Origin of the sequence: Roseateles sp. UC29_93, from assembly GCF_042695725.1 — a bacterium.
GTDB classification, from domain to species: Bacteria; Pseudomonadota; Gammaproteobacteria; order Burkholderiales; family Burkholderiaceae_C; genus Roseateles; species Roseateles noduli_A.
Window position 1 is genome coordinate 428,947 of sequence record NZ_CP170545.1, and the last position, 15,335, is coordinate 444,281.

Sequence of the window (15,335 nt, forward strand, 5' to 3'; positions counted from 1 at the left end):
GACGGGCACGCTCAGTCGCCCCGCCCGAGGAAGGCCCGGATCGCCGTGATCCGGCCTTCCGCATCGAAGTCCAGCACATCGACGACGAACAGCTCGATGTGCCCGTCGACGAGGATGCGCAATTCGCCGGCCACCGAGCTCCCGCTCTCCAGCACTCGAAGCACCTCGATGTGGATCGAGGCGGCGGACTCGAAGTTCTTGCGCGTCTCCGCGATCGCAGCATGGCGCCCCTTCACCGAGAGATTCCAATCGCGCAGCGCGACGTCCTCCGAGAACATCGCGGCAATGCCGTCGAGGTCCTTGGCGGCGTAGCGGTGGAGGTAGTCGAGGAACGCGGCTTGGAAACTCATGGTGTGGAGGCAACGGTCGGCGGGGTCGCGCAGTATCGCGACCTTCCGCATCAGTCACGATGACGCCTGAAAAGACCCGGGTAGTCCAGGACCAGCAGGTCTTCATCCACCGGCAACTCCGCCTCGAAGCCCGAGCCGTTGAGCGACTCGAAGCGATAGAGCCGCTCGTCGAGCCGCGTATAGGCCTGCGCCTGCGGGCGCACGGTCAGCGCGGTGCCGTCGACCCAGGCCATGCGGAACTCGCGTCGTTCCCCGACGGCCAACGGAACGCGGCGAATCGGAAAGCTGTTGGTGAATGGCGTGGGCCAGATGTCGATGTCGAGGCATCCGTCGAGTTCGGCGAGGACACGCCCCGCACCGTCCTGCCAATGGCCACTGCCGTCGGTCTTCAACTGCATCGCACGGAGGGCACCGCCCTCGTCGTCGATGAGGGACAAGGTCGCTTCGCGCAATCGCCAAGACTCATCCCAGTCCAGCCTATAGGTGAGACGGAACGGTCCGGCCTCTTCATCGACCGCGATCACGACGCCGTCGGCTCGCCCGTCGCAGAGCAGGAGGTGCTCGATGCCGACGCCGGGCTGCGCGTCGTTCCAGAGGGGGATCCAGCAGACGGTGCGGGGCTGCGGCATGTCAGGCCAGCTCCGCCGCATGACACACCACGCACAGCTTGTTCCCATCCGGATCGCGGAAGTAGGCGCCGTAGTAGTGCTCGTGATAGTCGGGCCTCAGACCGGGCGGTCCTTCGCAAGTGCCGCCGTGCGCGAGGGCCGCGGCATGTGCCGCGTCGACCATCGCGCGCGTGTCGGCCATGAACGCGGTCATGTGACCGTTGCCGGCGGCGGGCGCGAGTTCGTCGAATGGCCGGCCGATGAGAAACAGCGGACGCGGCCCGGGCACCGACTGCCATCCCGCCCACGGTCGGCTGTCATCGCGGAAGCGCTGCGGCAGGTTCAGCACGGCCATCAGCGGCGCGTAGAAACCGATGGCGCGATCGAAGTCGGCGACGCCGATGAACACATGCGAGAACATGGCCGCGCCGCACTCACTGCGTCCCGGCCGCGCCAGCCGATCAGGCTGACGCCCAGCGCGACGAAGCACGCGCCGAAGGTCCGGTTCATCAGCTTCACCCGCGTCGGCGACGCCAGCCCGCGTCGCAGCGCCCGCGCGAGCAGCACGTAGAACGCGTGCGCCAGCACCGCGCAGGACGAGAAGGTCACCGTCAGCACGACGAAGTCGCGCAGCGCCGTCTCCGGGTGGTTCATGAACTGCGGGAACAGCGCGGTGAAGAACAGGATGGCCTTGGGATTGGTCAGCGCGACCATGATGCCGCGCAGGAAGAGCGCCTGGCGCGACAGGCCGGCGACCTCCGCCGCGGCGGCATCGCCCGTGGCCATCGACATCCGCGCGCCCTGGCGCCACTGCTTGATGCCCAGCCAGATCAGGTAGCAGGCGCCGAGCAGCTTCACGACCAGGAAGGCCTGGGCCGAGGTGCTCAGCAGGACGCCGAGGCCCGCCGTCGTCGCCGCGGACACGGCCAGCAGCCCGATCGCATTGCCCAGCGATCCGACCATCGCACGCCGCGGCCCGACGCTGAGCGAATTCGAGATCGCCATCAGCACCGCCGGCCCCGGTGTGAACGTGACGAACAGCGCCACACTGACAAAGCCCAACCAGCTGGTCACATCCACACCGATCTCCCAAGCGCACGACACAGAGGAGTCCGATGTTAGCGGGCGCGGCTTCGGGGCTAGGATCGTCCGATCGATCACCCCTGCCCGGGAGTCCCCATGCGATCCGTGTTCCACCTGGCCTATCACGTGCGCGACCTCGACGACGCCCGCGCCTTCTACGGCGGCGTGCTCGGCTGCGAGGAGGGCCGCAGCACCGACGCCTGGGTCGATTTCGATTTCTTCGGCCACCAGATCTCGCTGCACCTCGGCGAGCCGTTCAAGACCGGCAACACGGGCAAGGTCGGGGATCACCTGGTCCCCATGCCGCACCTCGGCGTGATCCTGGCGATGCCGGACTGGCGCGCGCTCGCGGACCGGCTGGAGACGCGCGGCATCGAGTTCGTGCTCAAGCCCAGCATCCGCTTCGCCGGCCAGCCCGGCGAGCAGGCGACGATGTTCTTCCTCGACCCATCGGGGAATCCGATCGAGGTCAAGGGCTTTGCGTCCACGGACGGGATCTTCGCGACCTGATCCGTCCCGGTGACCGACCGCGCGTCCGCCCGCTCACCCGACTGCCCGCGATGAACGAGGCCGTCGCCATCGGCCCGCTGGTACTGCCATGGGCCTTCCTGCACCTGTGCGCGGCGGTGGCCGCGTCGCTGGCCGTCGCGACTTTCCTCAAGCGCAAGCGCGGGCAGGACGCGGGACCGCTGCTGTGGCGCAGCCTGTGGGTTGCCATCGTGTTCGCGCGGCTCGGCTTCCTCTACCAGTACAAGGAGCTGTACGCCGAGCACCCGCTCAGCATCCTCAACCTGCGCGACGGCGGCTGGTCGCCCGAGGTCGGCATCGTCGCGATGTGGATGTACGTGACCTTCAAGTTGAGGAACGCGCCGGCGATGCGGCTCTCGGCGAGCGTGCCGCTGGCGCTGGGCACGGCGATCGTGATCGCGGGGCAGATCCAGCTCGCCATGCGGCCCGCAGCCGAACCGCTGCCGGCCTTGCGCTTCGAGCAGTTGAACGGCGAGGCGATCGATCTCGCCGCGTTGCGCGGGAAGCCCGTGCTGATCAACCTGTGGGCCACCTGGTGCGGGCCGTGCATCCGCGAGATGCCCATGCTCGCGCAGGCGCAGCGTGACCGGCCCGATGTGCGCTTCGTCTTCATCAACCAGGGCGAGGACGCGGCCCATGTCGAGAAATGGCTGAGCCAGCAGCGCCTGACCATGAGCAATGTCGCCATCGACGAACGCCGCTGGGCCAGCGCGGTGTTCAAGCAGGCGGGTTATCCCACCACGCTGCTCTTCGATGCCTCGGGACGACTCATCGGCAAGCGCACCGGCGAGCTGTCGCAGCCAGCGCTGGAGGCGATGTTGACGCAGCTGCGTTGAAGCCGGCCATCTCGCCCTCGCCGCGTAACATCCGACGCGCCCCTGTCCGATCACACGTCATGCAGCTCCGCCCGATCTCCCTCGACAACACCGCCGCGATCGCTCTCGTCGCCCAGCGCATGCGCGACACGCTGATCGAGGTCGAAGGCGAGGCCGCCGGTGGCGCCATGTATTCGATGGACTGGCTGCACGATCGCGTGCGGTGGCATCTCGATGGACGCGCCGCGGAAGTCGTCGTCGCCGAGGACGCGACTGGCGACATCGTCGGCCACACGATCTATCGCATCGAATCCGATGCCGACACGCCCAGCACCGCGCCGTTCGGTCTGATCTCGACGACCTACGTCACGCCGGACGCGCGTCGGCTCGGCGTCGCGCAGCGCCTCCTCGCGCACGCCGAGCGCTGGTTCCGTGAGCGCCAGGTATCGCTCTGCTGCACCTGGACTTCCGAGACCAACAGGCCGCTGATTGAGCTGTACACCCGCAACGGCTACGCCAAAGCCGAGCGCGGCCCCAATCAGCTGACGCAGACGATGATGGTCCGCCTCGCCAAGCCGCTTGCAACCTGAAAGCCTCCACGGCGCTCCCCGCCGGGCACGCACCTTGCCGCCATGTCGGCATGAGCACCACCGCCCCCACCCGCACCGTCCATCTCTACCTCTTCGAGGGCTTCGCCGACTGGGAGGCCGCCTACGCGGTCGCAGGCATCAACACGCCCGAATTCCAGAAGACGCCCGGTGACTGGCAGGTGAAGACCGTCGCCGCCGCCGGCGCCAACTTGGCGCGTTCGATGGGCGGGCTGTCGGTGATGCCCGACATCCGCCTGTCGACGCTGTTCCCCGACGACAGCGAGCTGCTGATCCTTCCCGGCGGCGCGGGCTGGGACAAGGGCGAGCACATGGAAGCGGCGAAGAAGGCCAAGGAGTTCCTCGACGCCGGCAAGCGCGTCGCCGCGATCTGCGGCGCGACGGCGGGCCTCGCGCGGCTCGGCGTGCTGGACGATCGGCAGCACACGAGCAACGCGCTGTCCTACCTGAAGGGCGTCGACGAGTACGCCGGCAGCGACCGCTACGTCGACGAACCCGTCGTGATCGACCGCGGCTTGATCACCGCGGGCGGCATGTCGGCGCTGGACTTCGCCCGCGCGATCTTCGACACGCTCGACATCTACGAGCCCGAGACGCTCGAGGCCTGGTACCAGCTCAACAAGACCGGCCAGTCGGCGTACTTCGCGAAGATGGCGCAGGGCGCGGGCGGACGCTGAGCCCGAGTCTGAGACGAGCCGGCGGGCCGATCGTCCGTCCGGCACCGACGCCCACGGGCGCGGCTCAGGCGCCCTTGGCCGCCGTCACGATCCCCTGCCCCGCCGCCCACGCGCCGATGTCGTCGCGCCGGATCGCCGCGGCCATCAGGCCCGGGAAGGCATCCGGCGTGCACGCGAACGACGGCACGCCCAGCGCCGCCAGCTTGGCTGCGAGCGCACGGTCGTAGGCCGGTGCGCCCTCGTCGCTGAGCGCCAGCAGGGCCACGCACTGCACGCCGCTCTCGACCAGGGACGCCGCGCGGCGCAGCAGCTGCGGCTCGACGCCGCCTTCGTACAGGTCGGAGATCAGCACGAAGATCGTGTTGCGCGGCTCGCGGATCAGCGACTGGCAATAGGCCACCGCGCCGTTGATGTCGGTCCCGCCGCCCAGTTGGACGCCGAACAGCAGATCGACCGGATCGTCGAGCTGCTCGGTCATGTCGACCACCGCCGTGTCGAAGACCACCAGCTTCGTGCTCACCGCCGGCAGCGACGCGAGCACCGCGCCGAAGATGCTCGAGTACACGACCGAGTTGGCCATCGACCCGCTCTGGTCGATGCACAACACCACCTCGCGCTGCGGACGCCGCGCCTTGCGGCCGTAGCCGTGCAGCGTTTCGGGGATCACGGTGCGCAGCCCCGGCTGCCAGTGCCGCAGGTTGGCGCGGATCGTGCGGTGCCAGTCGATCTCCGACAGCCGCGGCCGGCGGTTGCGCTGGCTGCGGTCGAGCGCACCGGTCACCGCCGCCCGCATCGGTTCCTCGAGCCGCTTCATCAACTCGTCGACGACCTGGCGCACGACGCGACGCGCCGTGTCCTTCGTCCCCGCGGGGATCACCCGCGACAGGGCCATCAGGTTCGCCACCAGATGCACGTCCGGCTGCACGCCTTGCAGCATCTCGGGCTGCAGCAGCATGTCGCGCAGATGCAGGCGCTCCAGCGCATCCTTCTGCATGACCTGCACGACCGAGCTGGGGAAGTACTTGCGGATGTCGCCGAGCCAGCGTGCCACGCGCGGCGCGGAGTTTCCACGGCCGCCTCGCCGGTCGTCGCCCAAGCCGCCGCCGTCGCCGTAGAGCGCGCTCAGCGCCTGGTCCATCTCCACCGCGTCGCCGTTCAGGCCGCCGCAGCTGTCCTCGGCTTCGCCGCCGAGCACCAGGCGCCATCGGCGCAGGCGATCCGCATCGGTCGTCGTCGCGGAGCCGGTCACGACGGGCGTCGGGTCCTTCAAGTCGTCAGGCGCGCTCATGCATCCACTCCCAGCATCAGTCGCAGCAACGGCAGGGGCAGCGCCGCGCGCGCTTCGTCCCACTCCGCCGCTGCCACCACAGCGCCGGCACCGCCGCCCTTGCGCGCCGCGCGTTGACCGAGGTCGCGTCGCTCGCCCGCGTCGAAATGCGCGAAGGTGCGACGCACCAGCGGCAGCACGCGGATGAAGTGCTCGTCGTCGAGCCCGCTCAGCCACGCGTCGACCAGCGGCCAGACGCCGTCGTGATGCAGCAGCACGACGGCATTGCGATTGAGGAATCCATCGAGCCACGCAGCGGCCCTGGCCGGTTCCGCCGCGCGCGACAGCTGCAAGGACATCGCCGTGCCGGCGTCGTCCGCCGTGATCAGGCCGTCGTCCAGCAGCAGTCGCGTGCAGAGGCCGCGCAGCAGCGCGTGTGCGCCCTCGCGGCCGGCCAGTTGCGCGATGGCGGCCCGCCACTGCGTCGACGGCTCGGACTGGCGGCCCGGATCGCGCAGCCGCACCGCCGCCTGCGCGCCAAGAAGCCGATCGCGGATCTGTTCCGCCGCGGCCTCGTCCAGCGAGTCGCCCATCAGCGGCAGGCTGATCGCCGCGCGCGTCACGAGGCCGTCGAAGACCTGCCCCACCATCGCCGCATCGGTCTGCCGCACATTGCCGTAGCGGAAGACGTTGGCCAGCGGCGGCAACGCGCCCAGCAACTGGTCGGCATCGCCGGTGACGGCGGCATGGTCCTGCAGCGCGCGGGACGCGATCGTCACCGCCTCCGGCAGGTCGGCCAGCAGCACGCGATCAACCAGCTCGGCCAACGCGGCGAGCGTGGGGCCCTTGCCGGCACTCAGCGCGCTCACCGCACTGCCGGCACCACCGGCGCCGTTGGCGTTTCCGAACGTCGCACCACGCCCGCAGCGCTCGGCCACCGCGGTCGTGGCCGCCCGCGCGACGGACTGTCCCCAGCGGCTCGCCTCGATCACGCGCAGCGCGAACTCCGGCTGCCACTGCAGCGTCCAGATCTCGTGGAAGGTGCCGCGCGAGGACTTGCCCGTGCGCGCGATCTCGCCCCACGGCAGATCGATCAGCCGCAACCGGTGCAGCAGATGGCTGCGCGCGAGGTCGTTGGGCTGGCGCAGGTCGAGGTCCAGCGTCTTCTGCGTCGCCTCGGGCTTCATGCGCAGCGACTTCTGCAGCTGCTCCAGATCGCGCTGCAGCGGTACGGTGGGCACGTCGGACGGCACGCTCCCGAGGCGATCGCCGATGACCAGCTCGTCGCGGATGAAACCGAGCACCGCCTCGTCGCCCAGCGTCATGACGGTGCGCGTCGCCTCGTGCAATTCGTCCAGGCCCGGCGCGGGCCGCTGCCGCAACGCGGCCAGCGTGTCGGCGAGCCGGGCCGCCTCGATCAGATGGGCGGAGGAGCAATCGAGATCACGCTCGCGCATCAGCCGCGCCACGCGTGCCAGCCAGCCGATCGCACGGGGACGGCGCTCGCCGTCGAGTCCGCTGAGCCACAGGTGTTCGTACCAGCCGGGCGAGTGGATGCCGGCGCCGTAGCCGCTTTCGCGCGCGAGGTGCCGGTAGGTCCACGGCACCCAGGTGCTCGTGACCTTGAGCTTGGGCTGGCCCTTGAGCAGCGCCTGGTCGGCCTTCGCGGTGACCTCGGCCCGCAAGCCCCCCAGGTGCCACGCGCCGCAGACGACCGCGATGCGCGCAAAGCCCTCCTTACGCGCCGCGCGGATGCACTGGCGCATGTGGGCCTCGCGCAGTGCCTCGCGATGGGCGTGCGGCGTCCGGGGATCGAGCGTCTCGTCGTCGCCGGACTCGGCGCGCAAGGTCGTCATCGCCTCCGAGATCGCGGCGAACAGGTCCTCGCCGTCGCCGCGCTCCTCGACCATGTGGTTCCACCAGGTCTCGCCATCGGCGTAGCCGGCCGCGCGCGCGAGCCAGTCCAGCGGATCGCCGCGACGCGCCGAGCGTTCGATGGGCTCTTCCGTCGCGGCATCCGCCTGAGCCTCGTCCACATCGGGCGTGTCGGCCGTCGCTTCTTCCCTCGCCTTCTCCAGAGCAAGCGAGACACCGACCGGCAGATCGATGAACCGCACCGGCACGCCGGCGACGCCCGCCCAGCGCAAGGCCTGCCACTCCGGCGAGAAGCTCGCGAACGGGTGATAGACGGCGCGGCCGGATTCCTCCACGCCGTGCGTCAGCAGCGCCACCGGCGGCGCCATCGCGGGGTCGAGCACGGCAGCGACGAGGCCGTCGGCCTCGGGCGGACCCTCGATCAGCACGCAGTCGGGCTTCAGCGCCTCGAACGCGGCGAGCAGGCTGCGCGCGCAGCCGGGGCCGTGATGCCGCACGCCGAAGTAATGGACCGGATCGCTCATGACCGCTCAGGACATCTCGGGAGACTCACCGGCTCAGGACTGCTCGCGGCAGGCGCGGTACAGGTCCTTCCACTCGGTGCGTTCCTTGACGACCGTCTCGAGGTATTCGTTCCAGACGACCTGGTCCTGCACGGGATCCTTGACGACCGCGCCGAGCAGGCCCGACGCGACGTCGCGCGGACGCAGCACGCCGTCGCCGAAGTGCCCGGCCAGCGCCATGCCGCTGTTGATCACGGAGATCGCCTCCGCCGTCGACAGCGTGCCGCTGGGCGACTTCAGCTGTGTCTTGCCGTCCTCGGTGCGGCCGTTGCGCAGCTCGCGGAAGATCTGCACGATGCGCCGCACTTCCTTGAGCGCCGGCGGCTCGGCGGGCAGCTGCAGCGCGACGCCCAGTTCGGCCACGCGCTTGACGACGATGGACACCTCGGCCTCCTCGCTCGCCGGCACCGGCAGCACGACGGTGTTGAAGCGGCGCTTCAGCGCGGCGGACAGCTCGTTGACGCCCTTGTCGCGGTTGTTGGCCGTGGCGATCACGCTGAAGCCGCGCGTGGCCTGCACCTCGGATCCAAGCTCCGGCACCGGCAGCGTCTTCTCCGACAGCACGGTGATCAGGCTGTCCTGCACGTCGGCGGGGATGCGCGTCAGTTCCTCGATGCGCGCGATCTTGCCGGCGCGCATCGCCTTCATCATCGGGCTGGGCACCAGCGCCGCCTCGCTGGGTCCGTTGGCCAGCAGCTGCGCGTAGTTCCAGCCGTAGCGCAGCTGTTCCTCGCCGGTGCCGGCGGTGCCCTGGATCAGCAGCGTCGAATCGCCGCTGACCGCCGCCGACAGGTGCTCCGACACCCACGACTTCGCCGTGCCCGGCACGCCGTACAGCAGCAGCGCACGATCGGTCGCGAGCGTGGCGATGGCGATCTCCATCAGCCGCTCGTCGCCGATGTACTTGGCGCTGACCTCGAAGCCGTTCTCCAGCGTCCCGCCCATCAGGTAGCGCAGGACGGCCCACGGCGACATCGCCCAGTTCTCCGGACGCGTGCGGGTGTCCTGGCGCTTCAGCTCGGCGAGCTCTTCGGCGAACTGGTGCTCCGCATGACGGCGCAGGAGCTGCGAGGCGGCGGAGGTCTCGGTGGAAGTCGTCATGAGGTCCTCGGGATCGAATCGGGTTGGGGAGCGCGCTGGTGGGCGTCAGACAGGGCGTCAGACAGGGCGTTCGGCAGGGGGTTCGGCAGGGCGAGCAAGGCACGGCGCAGCGCGGCCGTCTGCGCGACGGCCTGCAGCTGCTCCGCGTGGGCAGCGGTCTCGTCGGCGGCGCGGATGTCGGCCAGCGACGCGTACGCGGACAGGCTGTCGGCATGAACGACCGCGCCGAAGTCGACCAGCATCGCGCGGACGGCGTAATCGTCCTTCAGCGTGCCGGCGCGGGCGCGCGTCAGCAGTTGTCCGGTCAGCGCGCGCGAGAGCTCGGTGCCGAGCGTCTCTCCGCCGCTTGCCGCCGCGATCAGGGCCGACAGCGGCAAGGAGCCCTGCTGCACATGTCGCAGCCAGTGGCGCTCGCGACGGGCCTGCGGCAGCCAGTTGAGCGCCTGCGCTGTCTGATGCATCTGCAGCGGCACGTTCGCCTGAGCCGCACTGCCGACGGACGCCTGCAAGGCATCGAGGAAGGCTTCGCACCACTCGACCTCGCGCGTCGCGGCCAGTGCGTCGAACCAGCCGCGCATCATCGCTTCGCTCCAATCGGTCTTGGCGGCCCAGCCGAGCAATTCGGCGGGCGTCATCGAGGTCGTCGTGGTCCACCAGCCCAGCGGCACCTGGCGCACCAGTTGATAGAGCCACCAGGCGCGCTCGCCGAGCTTCTCGGTGGACGGACGAGCGACGACCATCTGATCGGACGGCCAGTCGGCGGCCGCGGCTTGCGGTGCGTCGATGACCCAGTGCTGGCGCAGCAGCGCACGCTCGCGGCGCACGAGCGGCGCGAGCCGCTCGATCGCGCGTCGCGGATGCGCGGCGTCGGGCAGGCGCAGCAGCAGATCGAGCGCGACGTCGCGCACCTCGCGGCTGCGGTCGGCGCGCAGCCGATCGAGCAGCGCCTCGTCCCCCATGCCGAGCCCGACCGCCAGTTGCGCCACCAGGTCGGCGCGCTCCTTCGCGGAGAGTTCCGTCAGCGCGGATTCCAGGCGGCTCCGGGCCGCGGTGGCATCGACGGCGCGCTCGCGCGCCAGGAAAGCGCGACGCTGTTCCAGCGTGCCTTCGGTCCAGTGCGTCTCGCCGGGCGCGTCGCCACCGGCGCCGGCGGCGTAGTGCCAGTCCTCGCGCTGCCGGGCCAGCCACAGCCCGCGCTCGCCGAGCACCGGCAGCAGCGGGGCTCGCAAGGCGACCGCGCGGCGTCCAACGTCGAGCGCCAACGGCAACAAGCTCTCGGGCAGGCGCAAGCCTGCCGCGGCCAGATCCATGAACGCCTGCTGCTGAAGGCGCCCGGGCGCCTCGGTCAGGACCCAGCGCAGCAGCGTGTGCAGCGAGCCGGCAGCGCCGTCGACGCGCGCCGGCACGACGCCCAGGCGATCGTCCGCGGCGGCCTCGGGCAACGGCGCGGTCCAGACGCGATCCTGCATGCCGGCCGCCTCGCACGGAGCGATGACGGCCATCGTGCGCAAGACCTGGCCCGCCGGATGGCCGGCGACATCGGCCGCCTGAGCCGCGAGCGCCACGAGCGCGCCGATCTCACCCGGCCATTCGGGCAAGGGTCCCGGCTGTCGATCGGTGCCGACCATCGCGACGGGCAGCAGCGGCGTCCAGGCGCTCATGCGGCGCTCCTCGTCCACGCAGGGCCCATCGCTCCCGACCGCCACGCGGTCAGCGGACGCAGCCCGCGGCCATCCCATTCGCCCATCACCGCGATCGGGTGCCCGCCGGCGACGGCCATCAACGACCACCAGTCGGCATCGCCGACCTGCAGCGGCACGGCGCGGCCGTCAGCGATGAGATGCGGGCCCGCCTCGGACGCGACCGGCGTCGCATGCCCGAGCACGACGGGATGCAGCAGCGCGAAGGGATTTGCGGCCACGCGTTCGGCGACGCGTCGCCATTCGTTCTGCCATTCGTTCTGCCGTTCGTTCTGCCGTTCGTTCTGCCGTTCGTTCTGCCGTTCGTCCCGCCAGACCTCCGAGCCGTCGAGATCCATCGTGCCGGCCGTGCCGGCCGTGCCGATCGTTTCTTTCGGCTCGGGCGGCGGTGAAGCCTCGGCGATCAGCGCTCGCAGCGGCGCACTGCCGGGATAGAAGGCGAGCGTCAGGTCGGCGGCGATGCCGGCCACCCACATGCCGTCGAAACCGCGACCGCCGTGCGTGTGATCGAGCAGCCACGCGCGCCGGCCCGAGCGGTCGCCGCGCAGCCAGACGCGGCGTTCGTTCAGGCGCGCGTCGCGCTCCTCCACGATCACGCCGAGCACGGTCCAACGATCGGTGACGCGTTCCCCGGTGGCGAGAACCTCCGCCTGTTCGATCGGCCAGCCGCAGACCGTGCGCAGGTCGGCCTGAACGGGATCGGGCAACGCCCCGCGACGCGCAATGCCCGCACAGGCGAGCTGCAGCAGCCCGAGTCGGGCGAGCATGCGTTCGGGCCAGTCGGCGCCGACGCGCCAGCCCTCCGCGGCAGCGACGACGCGCTGGCCGAGACCCGGCGCCTGGGCATCCACCATCCGCGCCGCCATCGTGCGCCAGCCGCGGATCGCGGCATCGTCGAGCACGCCGAGGCCGCGACCGATCTGGTCGCCGAGCCAGCGTTGCAGTTCGGCTGCTGCGTCCTCGATGCGGCGCCAGCGTTGGGCCTCTCGCTTGAGTGCGGTGTCGGGATCGGCGAGCGCCGACGTCGCCTGCGCGGGATCGACGCCGTCGGCGATCTGCGCGGCGCGTTCGGCGGCGCGTTCGACGGCCTGCTGGTCGCGTTCTTCCTTCTTCTGCGCGCGCTCGCCGCGGGAGGCGATCCATTCGGCGACCCAGGCGGGTGGCGCGGCAGGGGTGAAGCGGGAGGCGTCCTGCGCCCGCAGCATCAGCAGCGCGAGGCCGTGCTTGCAGGGGAACTTGCGGCTGGGGCAGGAGCAACGGAAGGCGGGGCCGTTGAGGTCGACCTGCGTCTGATACGGCTTGGAGCCGCTGCCCTGGCACTCGCCCCAGACGGCGGCGTCATCGGCGCCGAGCAACGGCCATTTGGCCGGCGAGGTCAGTCCCCGCGCGGCCTTCGCCGATGCCTCGTCCGGCGCCAGCGCCAGCACGCCCTCCATGGTCAGCGACATGCTGGCCCGCTCCCTGGTCGAATCGTTGTGGGTGAGTTGGGGGCGAGTCTAGCTGCAGTGAATGACATCGGCGCCCGCCCACGTCCTCGGGCAGCCCTGCGACCACGGCGACGCCATCTTTGGCACGTAGACTTCCTGCCGAACGAAGAACAGAGAACACAAGCGAGGGAGAACGTGTTGTCGATGAGGAAGCAGATGCGGCGGTGGCTGGGCGCCATGCCAGGGGCGCTGGTACTGGCATTCACGATGGGAACCGGGAGTGCCGCAGAAGCCGCTCCGGAGGTCATTCCGGCCGGTCCGCTGTTGAGCACTGGAGCCATCGCCTATCAGTTCGCGGTCTATCTTCCGGAGAAGGCGTCCGCGCCTCCGATGGAGGCGCTGCGTCAGGCATTGAAGGCCACGGCCGGTGCGCCGACGCTGACGCAGAAGCTCGATGCGCCGCCGAAGATCGCCGTCGTGAGAGCGACGCTCAACGAGAATGTGGCCACGACCTACGCCCCCGCCGAACGTGGAACAGATCCAGCGCTTCGGTCGCGGGTTGAGCAAGGAACAGGCGGTGGCGCTCACCCGATCGCGCACGGCGCTGATCATGGATTTCGCCCATCCGTCGACGCAGCGGATGAGCGCCTATCGAAGCTCGCTGCTGGTTGCCGAGCAGGTGGCGCGCGCGACCGGAGGTGTCCTCTGGGATGAAGAGACCCGCGAGGTCTTCTCCGCCGATGAATGGCGCAAGCGCCGCCTCAACAGTTGGTCGGGTGACCTGCCCGACGTCTCGCAGCAGACCGTCATCCACGCTTACCAGAACGACGACAAGCTCGTACGCGCGATCTCGCTGGGCATGGTCAAGTTCGGTCTCCCCGACGTGGTCGTGGCGCAGTTCCCATGGTCGTCGAACGGCCGCATGGGATGGCTGCTGAATGCGTTCGCGCAGCGCCTGGGCGAAGGCGCGACCATGGGTGCACAGGGTCGTTTCGAGCTCGATCTGCGCGCCATCCGACACGGCGATGTCCGGCAGCGGCTGCTCGATCAGCTGTCGGCCAAGGGCTCGGGCAAAGCCGTGCTGCTGGTGGTTGCCGGCTCCCGCGAACACGGCGATCCGGATAACCGCTTGTTGTCGTTGCGCTTCGATCACGTCTCGGGCAAAGACGAGGGGGCGCGTCAGGATGCCTTTCTGACGGGGCTGTTCGGCTCGGTCGAGGAACCCGTGTCGTGGATCCGGAGCGGAGACGCAGCACTGGCGGCGGCGAGCAACGCGGCAAAGACGAAGCTGCCGGCGTTGCGCGACGCTTTCAACAAGGGGCTGCAACCCGGAGAGTTCATCCAGGTCAAGGCCCCCTTCAGGCGGCCGGAGGGCGGCGTCGAATGGATGTGGGTGGAAGTCATGACCTGGTCCGGCGACGCCATCACCGGCCTGCTGAAGAACGAGCCAGCCGGGATCCCCGCGCTGCACGCGGGGCAGCAGGTGCAGGTCTCCCAGCGCGACCTGTTCGACTACATCCGCCGTTATCCCGACGGCCGACTCGAGGGCAACGAGACCAGCAAGATCATCGAGCGCATGCGCTGAGTCTTTCTCCGGCGCAGCATGTCGCGAGCGACAGTGCCCCGCCGCCGTCAGGGCTGCGTCTTGAACGCCTCGAGCTGCTTGATTCGCAATTGCGCGTGATCGCGCATGCAGCCGAGGTACTGGAGGTTGCGGATCGAACCTTCGGACCACAAGTCGAGCACCGCCTTGCAGTCGGCCTCGCGGAACTTCACCCACAGGCGCTGCGCGGCGACGAGGCTCTCCTTCGGCTTCGCCGGCTTGGCGCCGCCGACCTTGGCCGGTGTCTCCGCCAGCACGCGGCGATAGACGTCATTGAGCTGCTTCTCGACCTGCTGCTGCTCCTGCGCGGCGCAGTCGTTCATGTCCACCGTGCTCACGGCGTTGGCGCAGTCGAGCGCGTGCGCGGACGAGACGGCGGACATCACCAGTGCCGCGAGGGCGAGGCGTCGCGCATTGACGCGGTCGAGACGGAGAACGTTCCTTGTCATGGATGCTCCTTGAGGTCTGGGGGAAGTGCGGCCCGGTAGGCGGAGTAGATTCGCTCAGGATCTTCGTCGGCGGCCACATGAACGACGATCAACTCGTCGAGAGGCGCTATGGGATGACTGGCGCACTGGATGGCGAAGTCGAAGACCTCGCTCAAGGGCTGATCGTCGTGCCAGGTCGTCAACACGAACGAACGCTCCGGCACGTTGTAATCGAACCGTGCGAGGTTGGCCCAATCCACCGCATCATCCCAACTGCTCGCCGCCACGCCCCATGCCATCGCGTAGAGGCATCCTTCGGCCACGAGCCAATCGCTGATGCGATTCTGCTGGGTGGCGGTCACGGAGACTTCAGCCACGATCACCGCGCGGAATGGCGCACGCGCTCCGAGCGCGGGCAGCGCCGCGTCTGGCTCGACGTGGTGGTAGGTTGGCAACCGGGCATCAATCGGAGCATCGCGCATGTATATCGCCGTTTCGCGCCATTTCATTTCTGCCGAGAGGACGATGACCTTCGTCATCGGATTCTCCTTGAGAACGGTGGCGTCGTCGGCTTTACGATCATCGAGCAGTACCGCGGTCTGCAGTTCATCCAGGAGCGGAAGGTCTACTTCGATCCTGTGACCCGCAAGCAGAGGAACGACTACCTGCATCGCGGTTCTGCCTACGCAACGATCCAATGGT

General features: G+C 69.6%; 16 protein-coding genes. 5 read left to right on the forward strand and 11 right to left on the reverse strand.

Annotation, left to right across the window (positions count from 1 at the left end):
• Positions 1-11: 11 nt before the first annotated feature.
• Genes ACFJIX_RS01935 through ACFJIX_RS01950 form a run of 4 tightly spaced genes read right to left on the reverse strand, consistent with a single transcriptional unit; the run spans position 12 to position 2,038 of the window.
• A complete protein-coding gene (locus tag ACFJIX_RS01935; RefSeq protein ID WP_377157345.1) occupies positions 12-350 on the reverse strand; it encodes a nuclear transport factor 2 family protein in 339 nt (112 codons plus the stop codon).
• A gap of 50 nt (positions 351-400) precedes the next feature.
• Positions 401-979 (reverse strand): putative glycolipid-binding domain-containing protein, encoded by a 579-nt coding sequence (locus ACFJIX_RS01940; RefSeq protein ID WP_377157347.1) that lies wholly within the window; start codon positions 977-979, stop codon positions 401-403.
• 1 nt (position 980) lies between these two features.
• Positions 981-1,379, reverse strand: coding sequence for a VOC family protein (locus ACFJIX_RS01945; RefSeq protein ID WP_377157349.1), 399 nt, complete (start codon positions 1,377-1,379; stop codon positions 981-983).
• A complete protein-coding gene (locus ACFJIX_RS01950) occupies positions 1,313-2,038 on the reverse strand; it encodes a LysE family translocator (RefSeq protein WP_377157351.1) in 726 nt (241 codons plus the stop codon). Before ACFJIX_RS01950 ends, ACFJIX_RS01945 begins: the two co-directional genes overlap by 67 nt.
• Positions 2,039-2,137: 99 nt before the next feature.
• Here ACFJIX_RS01950 and ACFJIX_RS01955 point away from each other — a divergent pair, with 99 nt between their 5' ends.
• The 4 genes from ACFJIX_RS01955 to ACFJIX_RS01970 are packed head-to-tail and all read left to right on the forward strand — an operon-like array spanning position 2,138 to position 4,669.
• Positions 2,138-2,551, forward strand: a complete 414-nt coding sequence (locus ACFJIX_RS01955; protein WP_377157353.1) for a VOC family protein — start codon at positions 2,138-2,140, stop codon at positions 2,549-2,551.
• A 50-nt stretch (positions 2,552-2,601) separates the two neighbouring features.
• Positions 2,602-3,405 carry a redoxin family protein gene (locus ACFJIX_RS01960; RefSeq protein ID WP_377157355.1) on the forward strand — a complete coding sequence of 268 codons (804 nt, stop codon included), beginning with the start codon at positions 2,602-2,604 and terminating at the stop codon, positions 3,403-3,405.
• A complete protein-coding gene (locus ACFJIX_RS01965; protein WP_377157357.1) occupies positions 3,402-3,974 on the forward strand; it encodes a GNAT family N-acetyltransferase in 573 nt (190 codons plus the stop codon). The genes ACFJIX_RS01960 and ACFJIX_RS01965 overlap by 4 nt, the downstream gene beginning before the upstream one ends.
• A 50-nt stretch (positions 3,975-4,024) precedes the next feature.
• Positions 4,025-4,669, forward strand: coding sequence for a DJ-1/PfpI family protein (locus tag ACFJIX_RS01970; protein ID WP_377157358.1), 645 nt, complete (start codon positions 4,025-4,027; stop codon positions 4,667-4,669).
• 64 nt (positions 4,670-4,733) lie between these two features.
• Here ACFJIX_RS01970 and ACFJIX_RS01975 read toward each other — a convergent pair whose 3' ends face one another.
• Genes ACFJIX_RS01975 through ACFJIX_RS01995 form a run of 5 tightly spaced genes read right to left on the reverse strand, consistent with a single transcriptional unit; the run spans position 4,734 to position 12,623 of the window.
• Positions 4,734-5,957 carry a VWA domain-containing protein gene (locus ACFJIX_RS01975; RefSeq protein WP_377157360.1) on the reverse strand — a complete coding sequence of 408 codons (1,224 nt, stop codon included), beginning with the start codon at positions 5,955-5,957 and terminating at the stop codon, positions 4,734-4,736.
• On the reverse strand, positions 5,954-8,335 hold the full coding sequence (locus ACFJIX_RS01980) for a DUF5682 family protein (protein ID WP_377157361.1): 2,382 nt from the start codon (positions 8,333-8,335) through the stop codon (positions 5,954-5,956). The genes ACFJIX_RS01975 and ACFJIX_RS01980 overlap by 4 nt, the downstream gene beginning before the upstream one ends.
• 33 nt (positions 8,336-8,368) lie before the next feature.
• The gene (locus ACFJIX_RS01985; protein WP_377157362.1) at positions 8,369-9,475 is read right to left on the reverse strand and encodes an AAA family ATPase; all 1,107 of its coding nucleotides are present in this window, start codon (positions 9,473-9,475) and stop codon (positions 8,369-8,371) included.
• Positions 9,472-11,136 (reverse strand): DUF5691 domain-containing protein, encoded by a 1,665-nt coding sequence (locus tag ACFJIX_RS01990; protein WP_377157363.1) that lies wholly within the window; start codon positions 11,134-11,136, stop codon positions 9,472-9,474. Before ACFJIX_RS01990 ends, ACFJIX_RS01985 begins: the two co-directional genes overlap by 4 nt.
• On the reverse strand, positions 11,133-12,623 hold the full coding sequence (locus ACFJIX_RS01995) for an SWIM zinc finger family protein (protein ID WP_377157365.1): 1,491 nt from the start codon (positions 12,621-12,623) through the stop codon (positions 11,133-11,135). Before ACFJIX_RS01995 ends, ACFJIX_RS01990 begins: the two co-directional genes overlap by 4 nt.
• A gap of 508 nt (positions 12,624-13,131) precedes the next feature.
• Here ACFJIX_RS01995 and ACFJIX_RS02000 point away from each other — a divergent pair.
• Positions 13,132-14,187 carry a DUF2314 domain-containing protein gene (locus tag ACFJIX_RS02000; protein ID WP_377157366.1) on the forward strand — a complete coding sequence of 352 codons (1,056 nt, stop codon included), beginning with the start codon at positions 13,132-13,134 and terminating at the stop codon, positions 14,185-14,187.
• A gap of 47 nt (positions 14,188-14,234) precedes the next feature.
• Here the strand turns inward: ACFJIX_RS02000 and ACFJIX_RS02005 are convergent, their stop codons facing one another.
• Together ACFJIX_RS02005 and ACFJIX_RS02010 are read right to left on the reverse strand one after the other, a co-directional pair.
• A complete protein-coding gene (locus ACFJIX_RS02005) occupies positions 14,235-14,654 on the reverse strand; it encodes a lysozyme inhibitor LprI family protein (protein ID WP_377157368.1) in 420 nt (139 codons plus the stop codon).
• Entirely contained in the window at positions 14,651-15,304 is a 654-nt protein-coding gene (locus ACFJIX_RS02010; protein ID WP_377157369.1) for a hypothetical protein, read from the reverse strand. The genes ACFJIX_RS02005 and ACFJIX_RS02010 overlap by 4 nt, the downstream gene beginning before the upstream one ends.
• Positions 15,305-15,335: the final 31 nt, after the last annotated feature.

What these genes read in the sequence shown, in the direction of transcription:
- ACFJIX_RS01935 (WP_377157345.1), bottom strand. Translation starts at nt 350, where the DNA reads ATGAGTTTCCAAGCCGCGTTCCTCGACTACCTCCACCGCTACGCCGCC.
- ACFJIX_RS01940 (WP_377157347.1), bottom strand. Translation starts at nt 979, where the DNA reads ATGCCGCAGCCCCGCACCGTCTGCTGGATCCCCCTCTGGAACGACGCG.
- ACFJIX_RS01945 (WP_377157349.1), bottom strand. Translation starts at nt 1,379, where the DNA reads ATGTTCTCGCATGTGTTCATCGGCGTCGCCGACTTCGATCGCGCCATC.
- ACFJIX_RS01955 (WP_377157353.1), top strand. Translation starts at nt 2,138, where the DNA reads ATGCGATCCGTGTTCCACCTGGCCTATCACGTGCGCGACCTCGACGAC.
- ACFJIX_RS01960 (WP_377157355.1), top strand. Translation starts at nt 2,602, where the DNA reads ATGAACGAGGCCGTCGCCATCGGCCCGCTGGTACTGCCATGGGCCTTC.
- ACFJIX_RS01970 (WP_377157358.1), top strand. Translation starts at nt 4,025, where the DNA reads ATGAGCACCACCGCCCCCACCCGCACCGTCCATCTCTACCTCTTCGAG.
- ACFJIX_RS01975 (WP_377157360.1), bottom strand. Translation starts at nt 5,957, where the DNA reads ATGAGCGCGCCTGACGACTTGAAGGACCCGACGCCCGTCGTGACCGGC.
- ACFJIX_RS01980 (WP_377157361.1), bottom strand. Translation starts at nt 8,335, where the DNA reads ATGAGCGATCCGGTCCATTACTTCGGCGTGCGGCATCACGGCCCCGGC.
- ACFJIX_RS01985 (WP_377157362.1), bottom strand. Translation starts at nt 9,475, where the DNA reads ATGACGACTTCCACCGAGACCTCCGCCGCCTCGCAGCTCCTGCGCCGT.
- ACFJIX_RS01990 (WP_377157363.1), bottom strand. Translation starts at nt 11,136, where the DNA reads ATGAGCGCCTGGACGCCGCTGCTGCCCGTCGCGATGGTCGGCACCGAT.
- ACFJIX_RS01995 (WP_377157365.1), bottom strand. Translation starts at nt 12,623, where the DNA reads ATGTCGCTGACCATGGAGGGCGTGCTGGCGCTGGCGCCGGACGAGGCA.
- ACFJIX_RS02005 (WP_377157368.1), bottom strand. Translation starts at nt 14,654, where the DNA reads ATGACAAGGAACGTTCTCCGTCTCGACCGCGTCAATGCGCGACGCCTC.
- ACFJIX_RS02010 (WP_377157369.1), bottom strand. Translation starts at nt 15,304, where the DNA reads ATGCAGGTAGTCGTTCCTCTGCTTGCGGGTCACAGGATCGAAGTAGAC.